We start from the raw sequence: 22,994 nt of genomic DNA on the forward strand, positions 1-22,994 counted from the left end.
CGTTATGAGACCTTGCTTTTCTTTTTAAGTGGCATCATTTTCCCGTAAGTACCAAGACGCCAAATGTACTCAAGTGGCCCGTATTGGTAATGTGAAAGCCACCAGCGGCTAATAAAGATTTGTAACGTGTAGAAACTAATGCAGAATATTGGTCCAACCCATAATGGAGCAGGATAATAATTTTTAAGAAATAGACCAAATACAAGTAATGTAACAATTGTATGCGAGATGTAATTTGTTAATGCCATTCGTCCAACGTATTGGAATGGACGTAATAACGTTTGCCATTTTTCTTTTTGTAATAAACGCATTAGTGTGAAAATGTAGAATATGAATAACGTTTTTCCGCTAAACATTGTAAAGACCTGCATATAAATTGGTTCATAAAATGGTTTTGATAAGAAGTAACGAACCATGAAGAACCACATTGGTAATGTAAAAAGGAACATAATAATTTGCCATTTTTTAAGCTTTGGATCTAACTCTTTCGCGCGGCGGAAAATATCCTTTTTGCCGGCGTATAAACCAAGTAAAAACAGCCCAACTGTTTCTGGGAGCATAAGTAAATTTAATCCAATTCCATCAGCGTAAAATGCATGGAAACGATTTTGTATTTGTGACAGCCAGTCTTCTAATGGCATGATAGGTAAGGAAAAACCTAGCTCTTCCTTTGGTACCAATGCAACCGTAATACCAGCCATTAGCATAATGAATTGAAAAATACTCAATAAAACGATAGCCCATATTAAAATAGTACGAGGTTCTCTCTTATAAAATAAAAATAAGAAAAATCCAGCAATCGCATAAGTATGTAAAATGTCTCCGTCCCATAAAAGAACGTAATGTAAGAAACCGAATAATAATAAAATAAGTAAGCGGCGAACAAATAAAATTTTTGGATGATCTGTTTTCGCTTCAGCACGACTCATAAAAATATAAAAACCTAATCCGAATAAAAACGAAAAAATTGTATAAAATTTCGTTTGAATAAACATATCGTAAAATAGGCGAATGTAGCTGTCTATTCCTTCGTAAATTCCTGAAAGATCACGTGAGTCAACCCCGGCGATAACAGGCCAATTCACAAGAAAAATACCTAGTACAGCTATTCCTCTAATAATATCAATGGAGTGTATCCTCTCGCCTTGTGTGAGATTTTGTGTCATTTTTTTCCTCCTTGTTAAGTAATTCCCTTTTATTATACGAAATGTAAGGTGGAGGGGATAGGGGATATTTCCATTTTTTTAAACTGTTAAGTTATGTAGGATGAGATATAATAAGAGTGCACAACAAGTTTTAACCTTTTTCAAAACAGGCAGTAAAGCTCCTTCTTATAAGGAGCTTTCTTTATGAAAAGTGTTGATAATGATTCTCTTTAATGATAAACTGTATTCAAAAGTGATAATCATTATCAAAAAAAGGTTGGTGCGTAAGTATGGTATATGCATTAGTAGCAGGTACAGTCGCTGTATATGCAGTTATTGCGAAGTATGTTTTAAATGGAGTAGGAACAGCAAAATGAGTGATATGACATAAAATCCCTTTCATTTGTAAAAAGAATGAAAGGGATTTTTTATTTTTAATGAGAATATGCTGAAAATTTAGTATGATAGTAAAGTGAAACTGTAATCAATGGGTAGGTGTAACTCTCACTGGTTATGAGCTCGCAAATAGCGGGGAAAAGTATATACATCTTGGATAAAGGGGAACAAGGGGATGACAAACATAGTACAGACAAACGGTATGAAAAAACTTGTTTGTTTTTATGAAGAGTTGCAAAAACACGGCGATGCAGAGAATAGTTTAAAGTTGTTTGAGGTAATTCAAAAATATAAACAAGAACAGCTTATGATAGCGTTCTGCGGTCACTTCTCTGCAGGGAAATCAACGATGATGAATCATCTATATAAAGCGCAGTTGTTACCGACAAGTCCAATTCCGACAAGCGCTAACGTTGTCAAAATTGAAAAAGGAATGGATCGTGTTGTTGTAACGGTTAAATCTGGAGAGCAGTACGAATATGACGGTGCATATTCAGCAGAAGAATTAAAACAAATTTGTAAAGACGGCGATGAAGTAATTGGTGTTCATATTTATCGAAACGACGCGCCGATTCCTGAAGGGGTTATGTTAGTTGATACACCAGGGATCGATTCAACAGATGATGCCCATCAATTAGCGACAGAGTCGACACTTCATCTGGCAGATGTCATTTTTTATATGATGGATTATAATCACGTCCAATCGGAAGTGAATTTACAATTTGTTAAAGAATTGAAACAACGTAATAAAACGGTTTATCTCGTTGTAAATCAAATAGATAAACATAAAGAAAATGAATTATCGTTTGAGAATTATAAAGATAGTGTAAAACAATCATTCTCTAACTGGGATATTGAAGTAGATGGTGTTTATTATACGTCATTACGAATGATGAACCATCCACATAATGAAATTAGAAGCTTAGAAGCGTTAATTACTTCTATTATGAAAGAAAAAGAGCAGTATGTAAGGACTGGAATGGAGCGAGAAACAGAATATTTAATGGGGGAACATTTCTCGTTTATTGTTTCTGAAAATGAAAAAGCTCTCTTGAAATATGAGGAAGAGTTAGCATCACCACTTTCTATTTCAGAGGTAGTTGAAAAGAAGGAAGAGTTAACGGAAGCGAAAAATCGTGAGGCAAGTAAAGAATCTTATGTGAGAAATGAATTTATAAAAGGTTTACAAGCTATATTAGATAACGCATATTTAATGCCGTTTGAAATGAGAGAATTGGCAAATGCATATTTAGAAACGAAATTAACAAAATTTAAGGTCGGTTTGCTATTTTCGAAAGGAAAGACGGAGCAAGAAAAACAAAGACGTGTAGAGGCGTTTTATTCTGCCCTTCAAAAGACTGTTGAAACGCAGCTTGATTTTCATGTGAAGGAATTTATTGTAGCCTTCTTAAAAGAAGAAGGATTGTTCACGGAGGAAATTGGGAAAGACATATATGGGTTAGAAATTGCTTTCGGACCAGAAATGTTGGCTGAAGTAATTAAACAAGGCGCAGGTTTCACAGGTGATTACTTACTTCTTTATACAGCGGATGTAGCGAATGAACTGAAGAAACGTTATTTTATAAAAGCGCAGCAAATTTTTGATAAAAGTGCGGTCGTTTTAAAGCAAAAGGTGAGAGAAGCAGTTGCTCGTATTGAAGAAGAGATTGAAACATATACGATGCTGCAAACGGCGAAAGAAACACAATTACAATACAGTAACAATTTGGAGGCATATGAAGACTATTTACGAAATGTTTGGCACGATCATGTTGCTACGCCTGAAGGGCTGCAAATAGATGAGATATTGCAAAGGGAAAAGCAAATTGTTAGTGAGAAATTTACACTACAAGAGCAGGAAATCGTAAGCGATAACGTAGCGGTTCATGAAGAAGAGCTGAAAGGAACGGCGGCTTTAAATATTCAGCGGATATTAGAGAAAGTGAAAAAAGCTGAAACGATATTAGAGCCATTGCCAGCGCTGAAACATGTACAGCAAGAGGTAATAGAGAAAAGAAGACGTGTGGAAACAAAACAATTTACAGTAGCGTTATTCGGGGCATTTAGTGCTGGAAAATCATCATTTGCCAATGCCTTACTCGGTGAGAAAGTACTTCCTGTATCACCAAACCCGACGACGGCAACGATTAATCAAATTTTGCCGGTTACAGAGGAAAAACCACACGGAACAGTAATTGTTCAGTTTAAATCAAAGCAAGCGTTATTAGAAGATATGAAAGCTGTTTATAAGCTGTTTCATTATGAGATTGCTACGTTAGATGAAGCGTTAGCACAAATTGATAAAGTTATGAAATATCCTTCACCAACTGGGAAGCAAAAAACAACATTTAGCTTTTTACGAGCGGTACAAAAAGGATATGATGCAGTTTCTACTTATTTAGGAGAACAAGTACAAGTTACATTAGAAGAGTTCTCTGATTATGTAGCGAATGAAGAGAAATCATGCTTCGTTGAGTATATGGAACTTTATTATGATTGTGCTTTAACAAGGCAGGGAGTAGCGCTTGTAGACACACCTGGAGCGGATTCTATTAATGCTCGCCATACGGATGTTGCATTCCAGTATATTAAAAACGCAGATGCTATTTTATTTGTAACATATTATAATCATGTATTCTCTCGTGCTGACCGTGAATTTTTAATTCAGCTTGGTCGTGTAAAGGATACTTTTGCCCTTGATAAAATGTTCTTCTTAATTAATGCGGCGGATTTAGCAGAGTCTGAAGAAGAACTTGAAATGGTAAAAGGTTATATCGCAGATCAGCTACTGCAATACGGTATTAGAAATCCGCGTTTATTTGCAATTTCAAGTTTATGTGCGCTTGAAGAGAAACAAGGAAAGAATGTTGAAAAAGAGAAGTATGGTATTTTACAAAACTCTGGGATTACGAAGTTTGAGGAATCATTTACGTCCTTTATGATGAGAGATTTAATGCTTGTTTCTGTGCATGCTCTATATGGTGCGTTGCAAGGGGCAAATCAGCTTTTAGTAAACATGATAAAAGGTGCAAAGCAGGGGAATGAAGAGAAAGAGAAGCAAACGAAAAAATATGAAGCAGAGCGTGATCAACTACTTCATATCATTTCATCATATAGTGTACTTGCTGAAGAACAGGCGATGCAAAATGAAGTGAAAGAGTTGCTTTATTACGTGCAACAGCGTCTATTCCTACGCTATAACGATGTGTTTACTGAATTTATTAATCCGGCGTCACTTCGAACGGATGGAAATGTGAAAACACAATTGCAACAGTGTGTTATGGAATTAGTAGCATTTATTCAGCATGATTTATTGCAAGAAATGCGTGCGACATCATTACGCCTTGAAAAATGGATAGACGAAGCGATGAAGCGTGCAAAGGACGAAATTGTAGTGAACTGTAAAGTAGAAAATGAATCAATTTCTATGAATGGAACAGTGGAGTATGGATATAAAGATATTACACATAAAGAACCGTTCCCTTCAGTTGAAATAAAAGATTTCAAAAAAGCACTGGCACATTTTAAAAATGAGAAAAGCTTTTTTGAAAAGAATGACAAAGCTTTTATGCAAGAAGACGCTAAATCTGTATTAGAACCGTTCGTATCAAACTATGTAGCTGATGAAAAAGATTTATTTGTTCATCATTATAAGCAAGAGTGGGATATGAAGTGGAACTTATTCCAAAAAGTGATGCAGCAAGATGTGATGAACTATTATGAAAGTATATTGTTTGCATTGGCTGAAACGATCGATGTATCTCTATATGAACAAAGTAAAGAACAATTGCAAAAGCAGTTAGTAGAGATTGAAAAAGAAATTTATGTTATATAGTCGTTATGAGAAAAAGATTCGTTCAATTTTCTTTTGCAGTACAGTATCTAAAGATTTTACAAATCCAGCAAATTCATCGGTAGAAATCATATGAGTAAGAACGAGTCGTCTGCCATCTGGTGTTTCACCGCATAAGACGAATGAAGAAAATTCATATGTTTTGTTTTCAACTACTAATTTTGGATAGGAATACGTGTCGCTTTTCTTCTTCTTTCCATCAATAGAGATGACGTTGCATTTTTTCTCATTGTTGTCCATGGTGAATCCCTCCTTTCTATTACTTATGGTAGACAAGGAGGGTTTAGAACAATAGAGAAGGGGGAATTTTTTATGTCTGTTGTAATAGAACGTATTCCAAAAGAGGCTATACCGAAGTCTTTATTGCTACTTGCTGATCCAAGTGAACTGCAAATAGCTACATATGTACAAAGAGGATTAACATACGTAGCTAAGCAGGGGGGGAGCGTTATCGGTGTATATGTTCTTTTGGAAACAAGGCCAAAGACGATGGAAATCATGAATATTGCGGTTGCAGAGCATTTACAAGGAAAAGGGATTGGGAAGAAGCTATTAAGGCATGCTGTAGAAACCGCTAAAGGATATGGTATGTCAAAACTTGAAGTTGGTACAGGCAATTCTAGTGTTTCACAACTTGCTTTATATCAAAAATGTGGATTTCGTATTTTTTCTATTGATTTTGATTACTTTTCGAAGCATTATGAAGAAGAGATTATTGAAAATGGGATTGTATGTCGTGATATGATCCGGCTTGCAATGGAATTGAATAAAAACGTATAACTATTTAGGGGGAAGAGAAGATGGAAGTACATAAAGCAATTACAGCACATTCTCGTAAACAAAATGAAAGTGTAAAAGCATGTTTACAATTAGATGCACAGCGTGAAGCAGCTATTGAAGCTGCCGTATCTCTTGCGTCAAACGGGAAAGAATTTTCGGTTGATGTCATTAATGTTGTAACGAAGCAAATTAATGATCTTGCAAAAAATGGTATTACCTTGCAGCGTAAATATGTTACAGAAGAAATGGTTATGGAGTATGTAAGTCGTTTGAAAGAGAAAGAAGGTCGTTAAAGATGATAGTTACAGTCGAATGGTTACGTGAGCATATAGAAGATGAGAATGTCCGTATAATCGATTGTCGTTTTGATTTAGCGAATCCTAATTGGGGTAGAGAAAAGTATGAAGAAGGACATATTCCTCATGCGTTATATTTTGATTTGAATTTAGATTTATCAAGTCCTATAGCAGAACATGGTGGCCGCCATCCTTTACCAAATATTGAGGAGTTTGCAGACAAGCTTTCGGAGGCTGGTATTGATGAGCATACGACAGTAATTGCGTATGACAGTCAAGCCGGTGCAAATGCTGCTCGTTTATGGTGGTTATGTAACTATGTAGGACATGAGAAAGTATATATATTAGATGGTGGTTTCCCGGCTTGGAAAGAGAATGGACTACCGACAACAGCGGAAATTCCTGTTGTTATACGAAAAACATTCAAAACAAACATACAAGATCATATGCTTGTAACGATGGAAACGGTCAGAGAGAATATCCGTGCAGGTGCGGATGTTACATTAATTGATTCTAGAGAGCCAAAGCGTTATGCTGGTGTCGAGGAACTTGTCGATCATAAAGCAGGTCATATTCCGACAGCGGTAAACCATTTTTGGAAGGATGGAATGTTGCAATCAGGACAATTTAAGAATGGAGCTGGGCAACAAGAACGCTTCCAAAATCTTTCGAAAGATAAGGAAACCATTGTATATTGTGGTTCTGGTGTTACAGCGTGCCCAAATATCGTTGCATTAAAATTAGCTGGATTCCAAAATGTTAAATTGTATGCAGGTAGCTGGAGTGATTGGATTTCTTATCCAGAAAATCAAATTGCAAAAGAAGAAGATTAATCACTTGCATGCAAAAATAATTTGTATTAAAATAAGGTCACAAGCAAGAGATTGCTCGAAAAACTTTGTATTTTACACATTGGAAACAATGTGATAATATAACGACAAGTAAATAATACATCCTGCGGTGTACGTAACTTATTTATGTCTAAAACCGATGTTAGTTATACGGAAGCTCAATATTTAGCGACCATCATCAAGCCTTCCTTGTGGAGGAAGATGTACGGTAACTGTGAGGGCATCCACCTGCGAGTAGCGGGTTTTTGGACATTTACGAGGAGCGGCACGTGCGGGGGTCTTATTTCAACTAACCTTATATAAAATTCCTACGGTGTACGTAGCTTATGCATGTCTTAAACCAATAAGTTTAATATGGAAGTTCAATATTTAAATGTAGCTAACATGCCATCTTTTTAAGAAGGAAGTTACAAACATTTGTGAGAGCATCCACCTGTGAGAGCAGGTTTATGGACATCTAGAGAGAACGGCATATGTGGGGCTATATAAAAACCTTACGTTTTATACGTAAGGTTTTTTTGTTGCATAGATATATCAATATTATCTTGATTCACCTGTGAAGTTTCCGTAATAAATGTAGCACTTTCTGTCTTCATCAATCTCTCTTGAATCTAAGGAGAATTCCATAGACATGCCGTCTCGCTGAATATATATAATATCTGAATGAAGAGATGGTAAAATTTCTTCATAGTTCCATACATCTTGACTATCTACTATGCTTGAACTCGTTTCACTTAGTTCTCTAATTTCAAAACCGATGTAGGAGTATGTAGGGTCTGAAGGGTCATTTGCGAAAACTTCTTTTTGAATATAAATAACTGCTGTTCCGTCTGGATCAACCGAAGTTGCAGTAACAACATAAGTATTTTTCTCTTTAATAAAATATTCACAAGTCATGCGTGCGATAATTTCAGAATTAGAAATATTGGCGTAGTTCCATAAAGCAGGATACCCTTTCGTTTCATCATTAAGTCGATATTCTAAGCGCATTTAATCCCTCTTCTTCCTTTTTCTTCTACTTTATCATGCTATCCTATATAATAGGAATAGAATTTAAAAAGGGGAGTGCGAAGGTGACAAAAACGAAATGGCTAGTAGGTGGTGTCGTAACGTCTTTAATGACTGGCACTTTATTTGGTTGCGCACAAGATCTTCCCCCAAAACCGAATGATAATAGTTGTTCTGATTGGGATTGGGATGATGAACTTGGGGTATGGCAGTGTGATGATAGTAGTTCAGGTTATCGTGGGCATTATTTCTATGGTGGGCGATACTATCAAAATAAATCCACTTTTAAAAATTCATCGGCGTTTAAATCGTATCAATCGTCTGCTGAATTTAAAGGTGGAATTGGAAGCGGTTCAAAGGGAGGATTTGGGGGCTAAAATATGTCGCAATACATAAGGGATCGAAAAGAGTTTTATTTAAAATATCCGGATTTTTGGTCGGATTTATATGAATGTGAGTATAGTTTGTTTCATGTTTTTTCTATAACAAATCAGACTTTGGATCAATTACACTTAGCGACTGAACGAATGGGGAAAATATTTTTTAAGACTGCTAGACTGCTGCGTAATTTAAGTGACGAACAGCTTCTAGATCTTGGCTTTCCATCCGCGAGTTTATCTTTCATTAGAATGAAAGGGCTCTATCCTGAATCTGTAATTTCGCGATTTGATTTTGCTGTAACAGAGGATAACAAAATCAAAATGCTTGAGTTTAATAGTGATACACCAACTTTTATTGTGGAATGTTTTCAAATGAATGGGAAAGTATGTGGAAATCTAGGCTATGATGATCCAAACTCGGATCAAGAACGATTGCTATCTTCTGGTGTAACGAAAGCAGTAATGGAAGCGACAAAGGGATTAGATAATCCAAATGTTGTTTTTACAGCACATCATGAACATATCGAGGATTGGAATACCACTATGTATTTAAGTCAGCTATGCCATGTTGAAAATAAAGTAGTGCCAATGTCAGAACTTAGAATTACAAAGGATGCTCTAGTCGATAAAGATGGGGCGAAGATTGATGTTTTATATCGCCAAACATATCCGATAGAAGATTTAATTGAGGATCAAGATCCTGAAACAGGAGATTTGGTAGGTGTGGAACTGTTACAACTTGTAAAAGCCGGAAAGCTTTTTATAATAAATCCTTTGTCAGCATTTTTACTTCAGCCAAAATCAATTCAGTGTCTTATTTGGGGATTAGCAGAAGAAGAGGCCTTTTATACAAATGAGGAACAACAGTGGATTAAAGAATATATGTTACCTACATATTTAGAACCAGATTTATTTTTAGGAAAAGGTTCTTTCGTTCAAAAACCTTCATTTGGGAGAGAAGGAGATACAATTACGATTCGCGATAAAGACGAAAATATTATGCTTCAAAATGCACACCAAACGTATAAAGCGTCACTGCCGATATTTCAAAAGTATATCGAACTGCCAGTCGTATCCTTGGAAACAGAAAAAGGGATCGAGAAACTGTCATATGTGTTTGGTTCGTTTTTAATTGCTGGAAAAGCGAGTAGTATCGGTATTCGTGCGGGAGAAAAGATTACAGGAAATGAATCGTACTATTTACCGGTAGGTATAAAAAGGAGGGGGAAAAATGATTAATTTTTTATTATATTTAGTAGTAACACTCGGCCTTTTATGTATAGGTCTGTTCTTGATGGAAGTGACAACGAAAGTAAAGGAATTTAAGTTAATGGCTCAAGGAAATAAGGCGGTAAGCTATGTGCTTGGAGGACGATTACTTGGGTTAGCTGTTGTTTTATATTCGACAGCAGCTAATTCAATTTCACTTCTTGATATGATTTCGTGGGGAGCAGTTGGGATTTTGGCTCAAATTATCGTCTTTTATTTAGCTGAGTGGCTTACACCACGCTTTAATATAAACAAAAGTCTCGAAGAAGATAATCAAGCAGTCGGTCTTTTTCTTATGTTTTTATCGCTTTCAATTGGGATTGTAATTGCTGGTTGTATAACTTATTAAAAACTTTACGTTTAAACGTAAAGTTTTTTATTTTATTCCGTAAAAGCCCGATTGGTGAGGGCTAATAATCAGTGGGGGATGAACAAAACCCCCACTGATTAAAGTTACACTTTATATACGTTAGTTTGCCATACCTTTTGAAAAAATTGTAGGCTACGGTTGACATCTATTTTAAATAAGAGTAACATTTTCAATGTAATGAAAATAAGTCTCTGTTAGGTGAGGCTCCTGTATAGAGAAATGCTACTGCCCAAAAATGTCGAGAGACGCCAATGGGTCAACAGGAATGATCGAATTAAGGTTTTTCTTAACGTAGCTGGTAATGTACCTATGCTATACAGTGCTAAAACTCGGTGAGGGAGAGGTCCGTAGATTTCTAATTATATTAGAAATCGTTTATTTGTGTATGTAATGGCCGCTACTCTCTTAAGGGTAGGGGTCTTTTTTGTTACCAAGCTATGAGTAATTTCATAGTATAAACTATAAAATTAAACGAGGAGGTGAGGAGCATGTCAAATTCTGACTCGGTTCCGTTACCCATATACTTCAAATCAAAAATATATGATGTAGGCAGGAAACGATTTGTTCCTCCCTCTATATTTATCACAATATAGCGTTTATAAAGCGCGAGACACTTTCACAGTAAAGTGGATAAATTGAGAAACAAAGCGTTTCTTCCTATGTTGTAAAGGAGGAGACGATAATATGTTATATGCAAACAAAACTGTGGGTAACACGTCATATAAACTAAGTAAAAAATCAATAAAAGAACAAACAATGCTCCAAAAAAATAAAGATTTATTAATTGAAATTGCAACAAGAGATGTCAAATCTGTATTTGCATATTTTAAAACAACAAGAGACGGACTATCAATGAAAGAGGCACAAAAACGTATTCAAGTATATGGCCGAAATGAACTAACTTCAAAAAGAGCACTTCTTACAGAAGTCATGATGAAGCTTGGTGGCATGATTCCAGGTTTTTCAAAACAACGTGTGTGTGATGAATTACAACGTGAAACGATTACTGTATCTAGAGTAGAATGTTCTAGTAGTACAGGGATAAATAGTGAACTGAAAATGATGGAGATACCAGTGCAAGAACTTGTACCTGGAGATATGATTTTTCTTTCGGCTGGAGATGCTGTGCCAGCTGATGTACGTATTATTTATGCAGATGATTTATTAGTGAATGAGTCTGTGTTAACGGGAAACGAAGCGAATATAGAGAAGTTTGAGAGCTGCTATCACCTTGAACGTAAACGATTTATTCCATTAAAACGGATGAAAGATTATAATCCACTTGAGCTTGAAAATGTATGTTTTAAAGGTTCGCATATCGTTAGTGGAAATGCAAAAGCTATCGTTGTTTCTACTGGAAAAAATACGTATTCAGGCATATTGCATACTTGTTGTAGTAGAACGTCTTAATGTGTTAATGGTGCTAAATATACAAAAACAATGTATAATAGACAAAGTTGAGCAAAAACGTAGAATGGTAATCTATTTATATAACCTTACGTGATAACGTGAGGTTATTATTTTTTTAATAGGAGAGGAATTATGAAAAAAGTATTATTAGTTGATGGTATGGCACTATTATTTCGTGCTTTTTACGCAACAAGTGTCTACGGACAATTTATGAAACGACAAGATGGAACCCCTACGAACGGGATTCATGGTTATATGAAACACTTGTTAACAGCTACGCAAGCGATCGAACCAACACATATCGTTACATGCTGGGATATGGGAAGTACGACATTTAGAACAGAATCGTTCTCGAATTATAAAGCAAATCGTGCAGCGCCACCAGAAGAATTAATTCCTCAATTTGATTTAGTGCAAGAAATGACTGCGAAATTATCCATTCCAGTTATCGGTATGAAAGGCTACGAAGCGGACGATTGTATCGGTACGCTTGCAAAACAATACTGCAATGAAGCTGAAGTTTATATTTTAACTGGTGATACAGATTTACTTCAACTTGTTGATAAGAACGTTACAGTTATGCTTCTGCGTAAAGGAATTGGAAATTACGAATATTACACACCGGAGAAAATCATGGAAGAAAAAGGTGTAGAGCCGTGGCAAATCGTCCATGCAAAAGCTTTCATGGGAGATACAAGTGATAATTATCCAGGTGTAAAAGGTATCGGTGAAAAAACAGCGTATAAGCTTATTCAAGAGCACGGAACAGTATCCGCTGTACTAGAAAATGTAGAATCATTAACAAAAGCGCAGCGTACGAAGATTGAAAGTGATTTAGAGAACTTAAATATTTCGTTGCAATTAGCACAAATTCACTGTGAAGTTCCAATTTCATGTTTACTAGAAGAGGGATTACACACAATGGATGAAGAAAAACTTAGATTTGTTTGTGAAGAAATGAATTGGGGAAGACCTGAAATATTAATAAATATGCTATAAATAGTTTGGAAAGAGGGATGTTGCATAAGTCGAACTTTGACTTGGTGACACCTTCTTTTTGTTTTTGTAAACAGTATGATAGTAAATAAAATTATGTCGAACTCAATTTTAAATATATAAATGTTTCGACAAGATATAATGATAAAAGTTGATGAAAATAGTAATTTTTATAATGAAGTGAATTAATTTCAACATAGTTTTAGAGAGTCTTTTTTTCGTGTTCACAAAGTTGTCAGAAAATAAACGGAATTTTCATATGAAGTTCAAATAGAATTCACAACAATCAATTATTATAAGGACACACAGATAATTCTTTATCTTTTATATAAACCATCCCCCAAGGAGGACAATGAAAATGAGAAAAAAAGTGAGAAAATCTTTTAAACAATTATTAATTGAAAATAAACAATCACTATTAAATAATAAAGAAAATATGAAAGAAATTGAAGAGAGAATTGAGAAACGACATGTAGCATATAGTGGTGCTAGTAATTAAATAAAATAAAAAAGATAGCCTATGCAGGCTATCTTTTTTATTTTATATTGAAAAAACGCTATTCATCTCTTTAATTTATGTAAATTTGCAAGATATTTTTATAGTGTTTTTCTATCAATATTACTCATTTTTCGAGGTTGAAATTGGTATATACCAATTTTTGAGATTCGCTATTCATAATATTACAAAAAATGTTACAATACACTCAAATTTATACTATAAAATCATTTTAATATGAAAAATTGGAATGAAAAGAAAGGAGAGGAATATGAATAAAGATGTCGCTTTGAAATGATTATTATCATTTCATTAGGAGTTGATGTAAAAAGATGAAGAGATACGAGGAATTGGATTCTATAAGAGGGATTTCTTCATTAATAGTAATGATCGGTCATCATTTAATGATTTTTTCAGCATTTCAAAATTACAGTTATGAAGATAATAAACCATTTGTTGTGTATCTATTAAAAGAAACGCCTGCTCGTCTAATTTTTAGTAGTGGTAATGAATCTGTTATTATCTTTTTTGTTTTGAGCGGATTTGTTTTGTATGAATCTATTCAAAAAAACTATAGTAGCTATGGGTCATACCTTTTAAAACGTATATGCAGAATATATATTCCTTATATTGTGGCAATAATTATAGCTATTGTATGCCAGATTACAATTAGTGAATATGGTATTTCTTATTTAAGTGAATGGTTTAATCGCTCATGGACGATTGAAAGTTCTTCAAGCTTAATCGCACAACATATTTTATTGGTTGGGAAATATAATACAGATGCATATAACGGTGTGATTTGGTCACTTGTCCATGAAATGCGAATATCAATAATTTTTCCGTTAATTTTGATGATTTGCTTACGAAAAACGTTAAGGTGTTCATTACTATTATTGTTTAGTTTTAGTATATGTTCTGTCGTAATATTATTTTTGTTTCGCTCGGGCTTAACATTAACAAGCTATGCATTAACATTGCATTACACAGTACTGTTTTTACTAGGAGCACTAGTTGCGAAGTATAAAAATAATTTAATAGTTTTTTATAGTAATTGTACTAAAAACACAAAAATTGCATGGTTTTTATTTGCGATTTTACTTTTTATGTATGAAGGGCTTATAGGAGAAATTAAAGTGCTCAATAATTTTATATTTCGAGACTACGTAGTGGCGATAAGTGCAAGTCTATTTGTCATATTAAGTTTGTCAATATCAACTTTGTCGTCCTTGCTACATAATAAATATTTGTTATATTTGGGGAAGATTTCTTACAGTCTTTATTTATACCATATTATATCGTTGTTTTCCCTTATATACATGCTCCATGAAATATTACCGTTGTCTATTATTTTAATTTTTTCACTTGTTTTTTCGTTTATACTTGCAATGCTTTCGTATGTATATGTAGAAAAATTTGCATTCGGAGTCGGAAAGTATGTAACAAAACAAGTGGATAGAAGAGAGAAAGGGTTATCTGTAAAGAGTGAATTGCAGGATGTTATTCAGAAAAGGGCGGTGAAATAATTGAAGCAAGAAATGAGTATAAAAGATTTTCAACAATTACTGAAAAGAAGATTCGTAACGATTATTTTAACGATGTGTTGTTTAACCGCTTCTTTAGTTCTTATCTCTATGTATGTTTTAAAGCCGTCATATCAATATTCAACGCAAATTCTTGTTGGGAATTTAGATGAGTTTAATAAGGAAAATTCAACAAATAAAACACAAGAAAATAAGCAACTAGTAACATCGTATGTTGATATTTTAAAAAGCCCATTAATTATTTCAACAGTCAAAAAAACTTTGAAATTAGAGCAATCAAGTTATGAATTAGCACAAAAAATCTCGGTTGTGAATACGGACAACTCACAAATTGTAACTGTTACAGTAAAAGATTCCAATCCGAAAATCGTGAAAGACATTGTAAAGACATTGGCAGAGCAATCACAACAAAGTTTTCAACAGTACACAAATGTACAAGGTGTGAAAGTGTTGACGGATCCTGAGTTACAGGAACAGGCTGAAAAATTGTTTCCGAAATTTCAACTGATCATTCCTATTTCTTTAATTGTTAGTTTTTTTGTTGGGATAGGTTTAGCTGTATTTCGAGATTATTTTGATGAACGTATATACACGGAACAAGATTTAGAGAAAATAACAACAGTCTCTGTTATTGGTCACATAAATGTGAAACCGAATAGAAAACAGAAATCTACAGAGATTGATAAACAATCATCTATATATCGAGGTGAACATGTCGATGTTTAGGACAAAGAAACAGCTGCCATTCGATTTGCATGATGATCTGATGAAAGAGCAGTTTTATACGGTGTATCACGAGCTGAAAAAATCTGGAAAACAACTATTCACAGTTAGTTCAACGAAGGACAGAGGGGTTGTTGCCTCACTTATAGTAAATATGAGTCTAGTGTTTGCAGAAATGAAGAAAAAGGTGTTACTTATTGATGTGAATTTTTCTGACCCTAAATTACATGTATTATTACAAAGTGATCACATGATAACCGTAAACGATATAATAAGCTCTTTCCCCTGCAATTATGAATCTTTTTCTAGTAATTTGTCTAAATACTTATATTGTATTCCTGCAAAAAAAACAGTACACACAGGGACGCCCTTAGTTGCTATGGATGAATTTGATAATGCGATTGCTAAGTGGAAAGAAGATTTTGATTACATTTTCTTTTATTCTTCTGAAGTATTTGATCTTCCTGCTACGCACATTATTGCAGAGAAATGCGATGGAGTGGTCTTAGCAGTTAAAAAGCGAAAAGATTCACTACGTACAGTGCAAAAAGTAATAGCGGATATAAATAGGAAAGAATGTGAATTAATAGGTATAATTTTATATTCTTGAATGTGGGGGTAACGATCCATGATTCGTGAAACCAATCAAGCCAAGTTGTATACGATTCCGGCTCAAGAAAAGCCTAGCATATTGAATCGAAGTGTAAAACGCTTGTTTGATATTATATTTTCACTCATATTGTTACTATTAACGATACCAATTATGTTGTTCTTTTGTATTATGATTACTTTAGAAACATCAGGGGCTCCAATTTACTTTCAAGAACGTTTAGGTATAAACGGGAAGAAGTTTAATGTATTTAAATTAAGATCAATGGTAAAGGATGCTGAAATAAATGGCCCACAATGGGCAAAAGAACATGATTCAAGAATTACAAAAGTTGGATTGTTTATAAGAAAAACGAGAATTGATGAATTACCACAACTTTTAAATATTTTAAGAGGAGATATGTCTTTTGTAGGTCCTAGACCAGAGAGAGAGTTTTTTTATAATGAATTTGATGCGTATATTCCAGAATTTAAGGAACGTTTAATAGTAAAACCAGGATTAACAGGATGGGCACAAATAAATGGAGGGTATAATCTTGATCCAAAGGAAAAGTTGAGGCTTGACATGGAGTATATTGAAATGAAAACATTTCGGATGGACATCCGTATTTTATGTAAAACCGTTTTAATTGTATTGAACGGTAATGGTGCAAGATAAATATGTAAACAAACAACATATGTAAGTAGGTTACTTGCAAAGGAGAACTTGTATGGATAGATCTATTCTAAACAATATTATCCATCTATTTTATAGTACAATTTTAGCTAACCTTCTTCAGGCCGTCAGTTTAATTGTTTTAGCAAACTTTTTTAACGCACAACATTATGGGATGTTTAGTGTTGCCATAGCAGTGACGTTTGTTATGTTATTCTTTACAGACTTAGGACTTAGTAATACGTTTCTTCGAGAAGGGGCAAAGGATGGAGCAGATTTAGAGCAGATTTTATCATCGTATATAAAAATAAGGATGATTCTACTTATTTTTATTTCTATCATCGGTTATATTGCTATTCATTATATGTATGCGGATAAAAATTTAATTTATATGATGATAAACGTAATGTTTTTCATGTTAATAGGATTAACTTGGCAAAACATAGGGATTGCCTATTTTCAACTGACGGAACGTATGAAGTATATAGCGCTCATAAAAGTTGTATCAGCATCAGTTGTCATTATAATTACATGTTTTTGTATTTTTGGAGAGTTACCGGTGTATGTAACGGCTCGTTTATATGCTTTTGGGTATATGATCGGTGGTTTATTTAGTATATATATCATGAGAAGAAAGACGAAAATGAATATGAAAGTCGTAATTCATAAAGCGTTATTTTGGCAATTAACTCCCTTTATTATTAGCGGTTTTTTAATAATGAGTACGCCACAATTAGCACCTATCTTGCTTAACTATACATTGCCATTAAGTATGGTAGGTGTTTTTGCAGTGGCGTACCGGATGCCGGCAGCTTTATATCAAGTACCAGGGGTAATTGCAGGTGCATTTTTTCCAGTGCTCTTTAAGCATTATAACCAGAATAATATAGAAGAGCATACGAAATTAAATTTACTTCAAATTAAATCAATGGCGATTGTAGGAATATGTATGACGATCGGTTTATATCATTTAGCACCATACTTTATTTCTATATTTTTTCATGAAGAATGGAGCAATGCAGTAGAGCCACTCCAAATATTATCATTTCTTATTGTGCTACAAAGTTTAAATATTGCCATTGCTGACGGTTTAACGACGAGTGGATGTCAAAATAAGAGAACTGTTGTGCAGTGTGTAGCATTGGTGATAGGTGGGGTTATGCTTTATAGCTTTAGTAGTCTTGGTGAAGTGATAGGAGCAGCATACGCTATGGTTTTATTTGAAATAGTCGCTTTAGTGGGATATATAGCAGTGAGTGTAGTGAAGAAAAAAATTGTATTCCAAATTGTAATACCGTATACAATTTATTTTGGTGTAACCTTTATTGGAGTGCAATATATATTGCATACATATCATTTAATTGCGCTTGTTCTTAATATACTAATTGTACTAGCTGTCATATTCCTATATGATTATGAGCTAAAAAAACTTCTTCTTTCTTTTATAAGAAAAATACGCAAAAAGGATTATATTACGAAACAGGGGATATAGCCTATGGAAAATAATATGAAAGTATCGATGGGATGGATTATTCTTCTAATATTATTTGTTATGCTAAGTAAATACAATTTATATATTGGATTTTCATTGAAGATATATATGATTTTTTTAGTCATATATTTTTGTTTAACAATTAAAGACTTTCATATTCAAAAATTATATTTTCATGAAGTTATATTTTTACTGTTTTATTTCATTTATTGTTTAAGTGGAATTCTTTCTATGTATTTAAATGCTAGTATTCGTATGATTTTTGGCGTGCTACTCGTTTTAGGATGCTATTTTATAATGAGAAATTTATTGGGGAATACTGAAATAGTGGTACTTGAATCATCTATTGCTTATGTAGGAGTAGTATTTAATGTTGTAAGTCTAATACTCTATATAATCGGTTTACAATACTTTAGTTTATACGGTGGAGAAGAGAGAGAAATTTTTGCTGGTTTATTAGTGGATAGAGGATATCCACGGTTAATTGGATTGCTAGATGATCCTAACATCTTTATTTTCTATAATACAATATTTTTTATGTACTATATGACGAATTTACAAAATATCACTAACATTCTAGGGTTAATTTTATGTGTTACGACGAGTTTATTAACTTTTTCAAGGGGGGGTATACTAGCGCTTGTGCTTGTCGTTTTTGTATATATATGTATGTCTAGTTTCGCTAAAAAAATAAAAATAATTATAAGTTTAGTATTGTTTAGTGTAGTTATTTTTAGTTTATCGAATAGTGTAATGGGGGGGCAATTAGATGACATATTAAATAAACGAATTTCTGATTTTTCCCATGATAATGGAAGTGGTAGATTTACATTATGGGAAGCTGCTTTTAAATATTATTTATCCAATCCATATATCGGAATTGGTGCTTTTAACTTTTCGAATTATTATGAGTATCAATTTAATGAAAAATTATATGTACACAATACATTTTTAGAAATCTTGTCTGAATCGGGTACAATTGGTTTTCTTCTATATAGCGCGTTTTTATTCATATTAATGTTCAAGCTAGCGCAGCATACTTTGTTTCGTGAAAAACCATATCTTCTATTGACTATGATTGCATTTATATTTCAGATGATGTCATTGTCACTCATTATTAACGAAGCATTCTTTTTATTTTTAGCAGTTGTTGTGAAGTATATTTCAATATATGAAGGAAGGGGAAAGATAGATGGTAAAATGGCTATCAGCACATAACGAGCCGCCTTATGTTTCTGTAATAACACCTTCTTATAATAGTATACGATTTATAGGTGAGACAATTTTATCTGTACAGAATCAATCGTATGAAAACTGGGAAATGCTTATCGTTGATGACGGTTCAACCGACCAATCTGCCACAAAAATTAAAGATATAATAGAAGGAGACTCACGTATTAGGTTATTATCATTAAAACAAAATGTTGGTGCTGCTAAAGCTCGAAATTTAGCGATCCAAGAGGCGAGAGGAAGGTACATTGCCTTTTTAGATAGCGATGATATATGGTTGCCGCATAAATTGAAGACACAATTGTTATTTATGGAAGAAATGAATATTGCTTTTTCATATGCGTCGTATAGTTTAATTGATGAAAACGGTAATGAATTAAATCGTGAAGTGAGTGCACCAAAATCTGTTGACTATCATTATTTAGTAGGAAATACAATTATCGGTTGTTTAACAGTGATGATTGATCGTGAAAAAATTCCATATGTCGAAATGCCTAGTATACAGCCGGAAGATACAGCGTTATGGCTGAACTTATTACATGAAGGGTATGAAGCAAAAGGGATACAGCAAGTGTTAGCAAAATATAGAATTGTTACAAATTCTGTTTCTAGAAATAAAATTAGAGCAGCTTTCCGGTATTGGAAATTGTTAAGGGAACAAGAACGACTGAATTCGGTGCAAATTTTTTACTATTTTAGTAAGTATGCTTATCATGCTTATAAAAAAATAAAATCAATGTAGTTGGGAAGACGCAATTATGAATATACTGTTGATGACAGATAAATTGATAACTGGCGGAGCCGAAAATTATTTCTGTAAATTAGAAAATAATTTGCATTATGAGGATTTTAAGATTTATACAGCTGCAGGTGATGGAGAACTATATGAATCCCTTACTAGAAAAGAAAATTTTATCTTACTTAGTCGATGGAATCATTTGAGAAATATTTATTATTTACGAAACGAAATTTGTAAACGAAAGATAGAACTTATTCATGCAAATAGTTTGCGAATGGTATTATATGCTTTTCTAATTCAAAAGTTTATTAAAAAAAAGATGAAAATTGTTTATACGAAACATAATGTAACGATATTAGAAAAGAAAATGCCAACGCTTTTTCGTTATTTCATGAATAAATATGTGAACAATATTATTACAGTAAGTGAGTTTGAGAAGAATAATTTAATTTCAATTCATGTAGCAGAAGAAAAAATAAATACAATTTATAACGGTGTCGATATTGAAAAGTTTTTATTCCAGCAGAAAAAGAAAGAATCTACATATAAAATAGGGATATTAGCTAGATTATCCAAAGAGAAAAACCATCAACTATTTGTCAAAATTGCAAATGTGTTGAAAAAGAGAAATGATTTTATGTTTTATATTGCTGGTGATGGACCAGAGAAAGAATCGATTATGAAAGAAATAGAAAAATATGGATTACAGCAAAGGGTGAAGATGCTAGGGAATATTTCAGAGCCGCATGAGTTTATAGGGAATATGGATGCTTTACTTTTATTATCTTTTCGTGAAGTGTTTCCAATGGTAGTAATTGAAGCGATGGCTACAGGGACACCAATTGTTTCAATAGATGTTGGTGGAATACATGAAGCGGTAATAGATGGAGAATCAGGTGTTTTAATATCTGAATATTGCGAATCCGAATTTGCAAGTGCACTTGAAGAACTACAAGGGGATGAACAAAGGGTAAATGATATTAGATTGAAAGCACGAGAGAAAGCAGTGAGGTATTTCTCGTTAGCTAAAATGATAGAAGAAACGAAAAATATATATGAGTTAAACAAATGACCGGGTAGGTCGTTTGTTTTTTTAATTATAGAAACTTTTAAGAGAGAACTCACATATTATATGAAAAAAGGTAATATGAGGAGTGAATTTATTTTGTCAGAATATATTTCTTCCCAAGAAGATTGTGCGCCAGAAAGTAGCGTTCACATTGATTGTTTTGGCGCAGTTCCAAACTCGGGAAATGATAGCTCATTAGCAATTCAGCAAGCTATTGATTATTGTGTAGCGAATCGAATTTCGACGGTTAGAATTACAGGGGTAAATACGTACAAAATTGTAAAGCCGATTGTTATTAAATCAAACGTAAGATTAGAGTTAGAACCTACCGTAACGCTGCAAATTGATGGGGATTTTAATGCATTTGAGCTACAAAGTAACGCTTCGATAGTTGGTGGTACTATTCAAGTTATAAATCCATTGTTTCAATCGGCTGTCATTTATGTTTCTGGTTCACAACAAATCGAAGTACCTAATCAATCTGTTATATCAAATATAAATATAATAAATACAACTCCATCGTATAAAGGAAAAGCTATACATTTTTATTGTCAAAAGGCATGGGATTATATTAGTTTCTTTCAAGTCAAATTTATTCAAATTAAAAACTTTCAAACTGCAATATATTTGAAAACAGAGTATATAGATGATATCAATACACCTTGCTGGATTAACGCCAATGTATTTCAATCAATATTTATTGATGGATGTGTGTATGGGATTGAAGTAGATGGAAATAGTGATTTGCCAAATGAAAGTTCAGGAAATACGTTTCATGATATTCAAGTGCAATGTAGACAACAAACGAAAAAAGCAATTCGTTGCTCAGGTGCGTATAATACATTTGATTGTATGATTTGGGATACGTACCGGATGAGTAGTGAACAGATTGTCATTGAATTTTCTTCTAATTCGCATCGTAACTACCTTTTTTCAAATTTACTTTCTACAACTATTGTAGATAAAGGACAATACAATGTTTGTAAGTCTACCTATGAAGAATCGCTTCGAATTCAGTTACCGATTACGTTAAATAAACCACATTTAATAGGGAATCAAGATGATATTTTAGTAAATGCTCAGCAGAAGTATACGATTAAGCAAGTAAGTGGGAAAGTGCCTTACGGGGGGAATCTCGCAAATTGCTTTAATTTAATAGATGAACAAAGTGTAAACTATATTGACGTTCCAGATAGTAATCCAGTTGTAATTGAACTGGATTTTACGAAAAAACCAATACAAATGTTAAATTGTTTTGGAATGTATTTTGGGTGGGGAGAGAGCCCAAAGAAAATTAAAATTGAATATGCATTAAGCGCAACTGGAAGTTGGGTTATCGCGTTGGATGTTCCATTAAATGTTGGCGATACAATTATATCGAATATGAAGGCGAGTCAGTTATATAAAGTTAGAATTACATTAAGTGGTTATTCTCAAGATCATAAGCGTTTTCGAATTAATCGTATTTTTGCAAGGTCTTCTATGGAAAACGGGAACGCTTGGTTAGCGACAACTGGTGGAAGAATGTTTGGAGATATTGAAATAGAGGCAAGTAAAGGTATAATCATGAAGACTGCTAGTGGAGTGAAATGGAAAGTTACTATTAATGAAGCTGGCCAACTTATTACGACTAAGATAACTTGAGATGTTGTTTAATTGTATATCCTTGGACGAGTTACAACG

The 22,994-nt window shown here is 33.5% G+C and carries 22 protein-coding genes, 2 other RNA genes and 1 riboswitch; of the genes, 21 read left to right on the forward strand and 3 right to left on the reverse strand.

Going from position 1 to position 22,994, the window contains the following annotated elements; genetic code table 11:
* Positions 1-2: 2 nt before the first annotated feature.
* Positions 3-1,166, reverse strand: a complete 1,164-nt coding sequence (locus MR136_RS16495) for a DUF418 domain-containing protein (protein ID WP_000193190.1) — start codon at positions 1,164-1,166, stop codon at positions 3-5.
* A 550-nt stretch (positions 1,167-1,716) separates the two neighbouring features.
* On the opposite strand from MR136_RS16495, the gene MR136_RS16500 reads away from it, so the two are divergent.
* A complete protein-coding gene (locus MR136_RS16500; RefSeq protein WP_017673001.1) occupies positions 1,717-5,376 on the forward strand; it encodes a dynamin family protein in 3,660 nt (1,219 codons plus the stop codon).
* Between the two features lie 3 nt (positions 5,377-5,379).
* On the opposite strand, the gene MR136_RS16505 is transcribed toward MR136_RS16500, so the two are convergent.
* Complete coding sequence (locus MR136_RS16505) at positions 5,380-5,634, reverse strand: DUF3931 domain-containing protein (RefSeq protein ID WP_000369740.1); 255 nt, start codon at positions 5,632-5,634, stop codon at positions 5,380-5,382.
* A gap of 72 nt (positions 5,635-5,706) precedes the next feature.
* Here MR136_RS16505 and MR136_RS16510 point away from each other — a divergent pair, with 72 nt between their 5' ends.
* From MR136_RS16510 to ssrS (MR136_RS16530), 5 genes are all read left to right on the forward strand, one after another.
* The gene (locus MR136_RS16510) at positions 5,707-6,174 is read left to right on the forward strand and encodes a GNAT family N-acetyltransferase (protein ID WP_017673000.1); all 468 of its coding nucleotides are present in this window, start codon (positions 5,707-5,709) and stop codon (positions 6,172-6,174) included.
* Between the two features lie 20 nt (positions 6,175-6,194).
* Positions 6,195-6,467: a YpbS family protein gene (locus MR136_RS16515; protein ID WP_000451814.1), complete on the forward strand. Its 273-nt coding sequence runs from the start codon at positions 6,195-6,197 to the stop codon at positions 6,465-6,467.
* 2 nt (positions 6,468-6,469) lie between these two features.
* Complete coding sequence (locus MR136_RS16520; RefSeq protein ID WP_017672999.1) at positions 6,470-7,303, forward strand: sulfurtransferase; 834 nt, start codon at positions 6,470-6,472, stop codon at positions 7,301-7,303.
* Positions 7,304-7,419: 116 nt separating this feature from the next.
* Positions 7,420-7,602, forward strand: a non-coding RNA gene (ssrS, locus tag MR136_RS16525) — 6S RNA.
* Between the two features lie 21 nt (positions 7,603-7,623).
* Positions 7,624-7,807: non-coding RNA, 6S RNA (gene ssrS, locus MR136_RS16530), on the forward strand.
* A gap of 54 nt (positions 7,808-7,861) precedes the next feature.
* Here ssrS (MR136_RS16530) and MR136_RS16535 read toward each other — a convergent pair.
* Complete coding sequence (locus tag MR136_RS16535; protein ID WP_001235524.1) at positions 7,862-8,311, reverse strand: hypothetical protein; 450 nt, start codon at positions 8,309-8,311, stop codon at positions 7,862-7,864.
* A gap of 83 nt (positions 8,312-8,394) precedes the next feature.
* Here MR136_RS16535 and MR136_RS16540 point away from each other — a divergent pair, with 83 nt between their 5' ends.
* The 15 genes from MR136_RS16540 (at position 8,395) to MR136_RS16610 (ending at position 22,955) form a co-directional block, all read left to right on the forward strand.
* On the forward strand, positions 8,395-8,706 hold the full coding sequence (locus MR136_RS16540) for a hypothetical protein (protein WP_000169030.1): 312 nt from the start codon (positions 8,395-8,397) through the stop codon (positions 8,704-8,706).
* A 3-nt stretch (positions 8,707-8,709) separates the two neighbouring features.
* Positions 8,710-9,948 (forward strand): glutathionylspermidine synthase family protein, encoded by a 1,239-nt coding sequence (locus MR136_RS16545; protein WP_000084933.1) that lies wholly within the window; start codon positions 8,710-8,712, stop codon positions 9,946-9,948.
* Positions 9,941-10,327: a DUF350 domain-containing protein gene (locus MR136_RS16550; protein ID WP_000606869.1), complete on the forward strand. Its 387-nt coding sequence runs from the start codon at positions 9,941-9,943 to the stop codon at positions 10,325-10,327. The genes MR136_RS16545 and MR136_RS16550 overlap by 8 nt, the downstream gene beginning before the upstream one ends.
* Positions 10,328-10,531: 204 nt before the next feature.
* Positions 10,532-10,697, forward strand: a riboswitch (M-box (ykoK) riboswitch).
* Between the two features lie 335 nt (positions 10,698-11,032).
* Positions 11,033-11,758 carry a P-type ATPase actuator domain-containing protein gene (locus tag MR136_RS16555; protein WP_061456983.1) on the forward strand — a complete coding sequence of 242 codons (726 nt, stop codon included), beginning with the start codon at positions 11,033-11,035 and terminating at the stop codon, positions 11,756-11,758.
* 132 nt (positions 11,759-11,890) lie between these two features.
* The gene (locus tag MR136_RS16560) at positions 11,891-12,757 is read left to right on the forward strand and encodes a 5'-3' exonuclease (RefSeq protein WP_000757069.1); all 867 of its coding nucleotides are present in this window, start codon (positions 11,891-11,893) and stop codon (positions 12,755-12,757) included.
* Positions 12,758-13,112: 355 nt separating this feature from the next.
* On the forward strand, positions 13,113-13,253 hold the full coding sequence (locus MR136_RS16565; RefSeq protein WP_001228048.1) for an FbpB family small basic protein: 141 nt from the start codon (positions 13,113-13,115) through the stop codon (positions 13,251-13,253).
* Between the two features lie 329 nt (positions 13,254-13,582).
* Positions 13,583-14,776, forward strand: coding sequence for an acyltransferase family protein (locus MR136_RS16570; protein ID WP_078420953.1), 1,194 nt, complete (start codon positions 13,583-13,585; stop codon positions 14,774-14,776).
* Entirely contained in the window at positions 14,777-15,520 is a 744-nt protein-coding gene (locus tag MR136_RS16575) for a YveK family protein (RefSeq protein ID WP_000807058.1), read from the forward strand. It abuts the gene before it with no gap.
* Positions 15,507-16,127, forward strand: a complete 621-nt coding sequence (locus tag MR136_RS16580; RefSeq protein ID WP_031312102.1) for a CpsD/CapB family tyrosine-protein kinase — start codon at positions 15,507-15,509, stop codon at positions 16,125-16,127. The genes MR136_RS16575 and MR136_RS16580 overlap by 14 nt, the downstream gene beginning before the upstream one ends.
* A gap of 18 nt (positions 16,128-16,145) precedes the next feature.
* On the forward strand, positions 16,146-16,784 hold the full coding sequence (locus MR136_RS16585) for a sugar transferase (protein WP_000617653.1): 639 nt from the start codon (positions 16,146-16,148) through the stop codon (positions 16,782-16,784).
* Between the two features lie 52 nt (positions 16,785-16,836).
* Positions 16,837-18,273 (forward strand): oligosaccharide flippase family protein, encoded by a 1,437-nt coding sequence (locus MR136_RS16590; protein ID WP_061456987.1) that lies wholly within the window; start codon positions 16,837-16,839, stop codon positions 18,271-18,273.
* Positions 18,274-18,276: 3 nt separating this feature from the next.
* Complete coding sequence (locus MR136_RS16595; protein ID WP_061456988.1) at positions 18,277-19,491, forward strand: O-antigen ligase family protein; 1,215 nt, start codon at positions 18,277-18,279, stop codon at positions 19,489-19,491.
* Positions 19,466-20,245, forward strand: coding sequence for a glycosyltransferase family 2 protein (locus MR136_RS16600; RefSeq protein WP_002183445.1), 780 nt, complete (start codon positions 19,466-19,468; stop codon positions 20,243-20,245). The genes MR136_RS16595 and MR136_RS16600 overlap by 26 nt, the downstream gene beginning before the upstream one ends.
* A gap of 16 nt (positions 20,246-20,261) precedes the next feature.
* Complete coding sequence (locus MR136_RS16605) at positions 20,262-21,314, forward strand: glycosyltransferase family 4 protein (protein ID WP_001023682.1); 1,053 nt, start codon at positions 20,262-20,264, stop codon at positions 21,312-21,314.
* Positions 21,315-21,407: 93 nt separating this feature from the next.
* Complete coding sequence (locus MR136_RS16610) at positions 21,408-22,955, forward strand: glycoside hydrolase family protein (protein ID WP_139365835.1); 1,548 nt, start codon at positions 21,408-21,410, stop codon at positions 22,953-22,955.
* The last annotated feature ends 39 nt before the right edge of the window (positions 22,956-22,994 follow it).

Source organism: Bacillus cereus group sp. BfR-BA-01311 (assembly GCF_022664295.1).
Taxonomy (GTDB): Bacteria; Bacillota; Bacilli; order Bacillales; family Bacillaceae_G; genus Bacillus_A; species Bacillus_A cereus.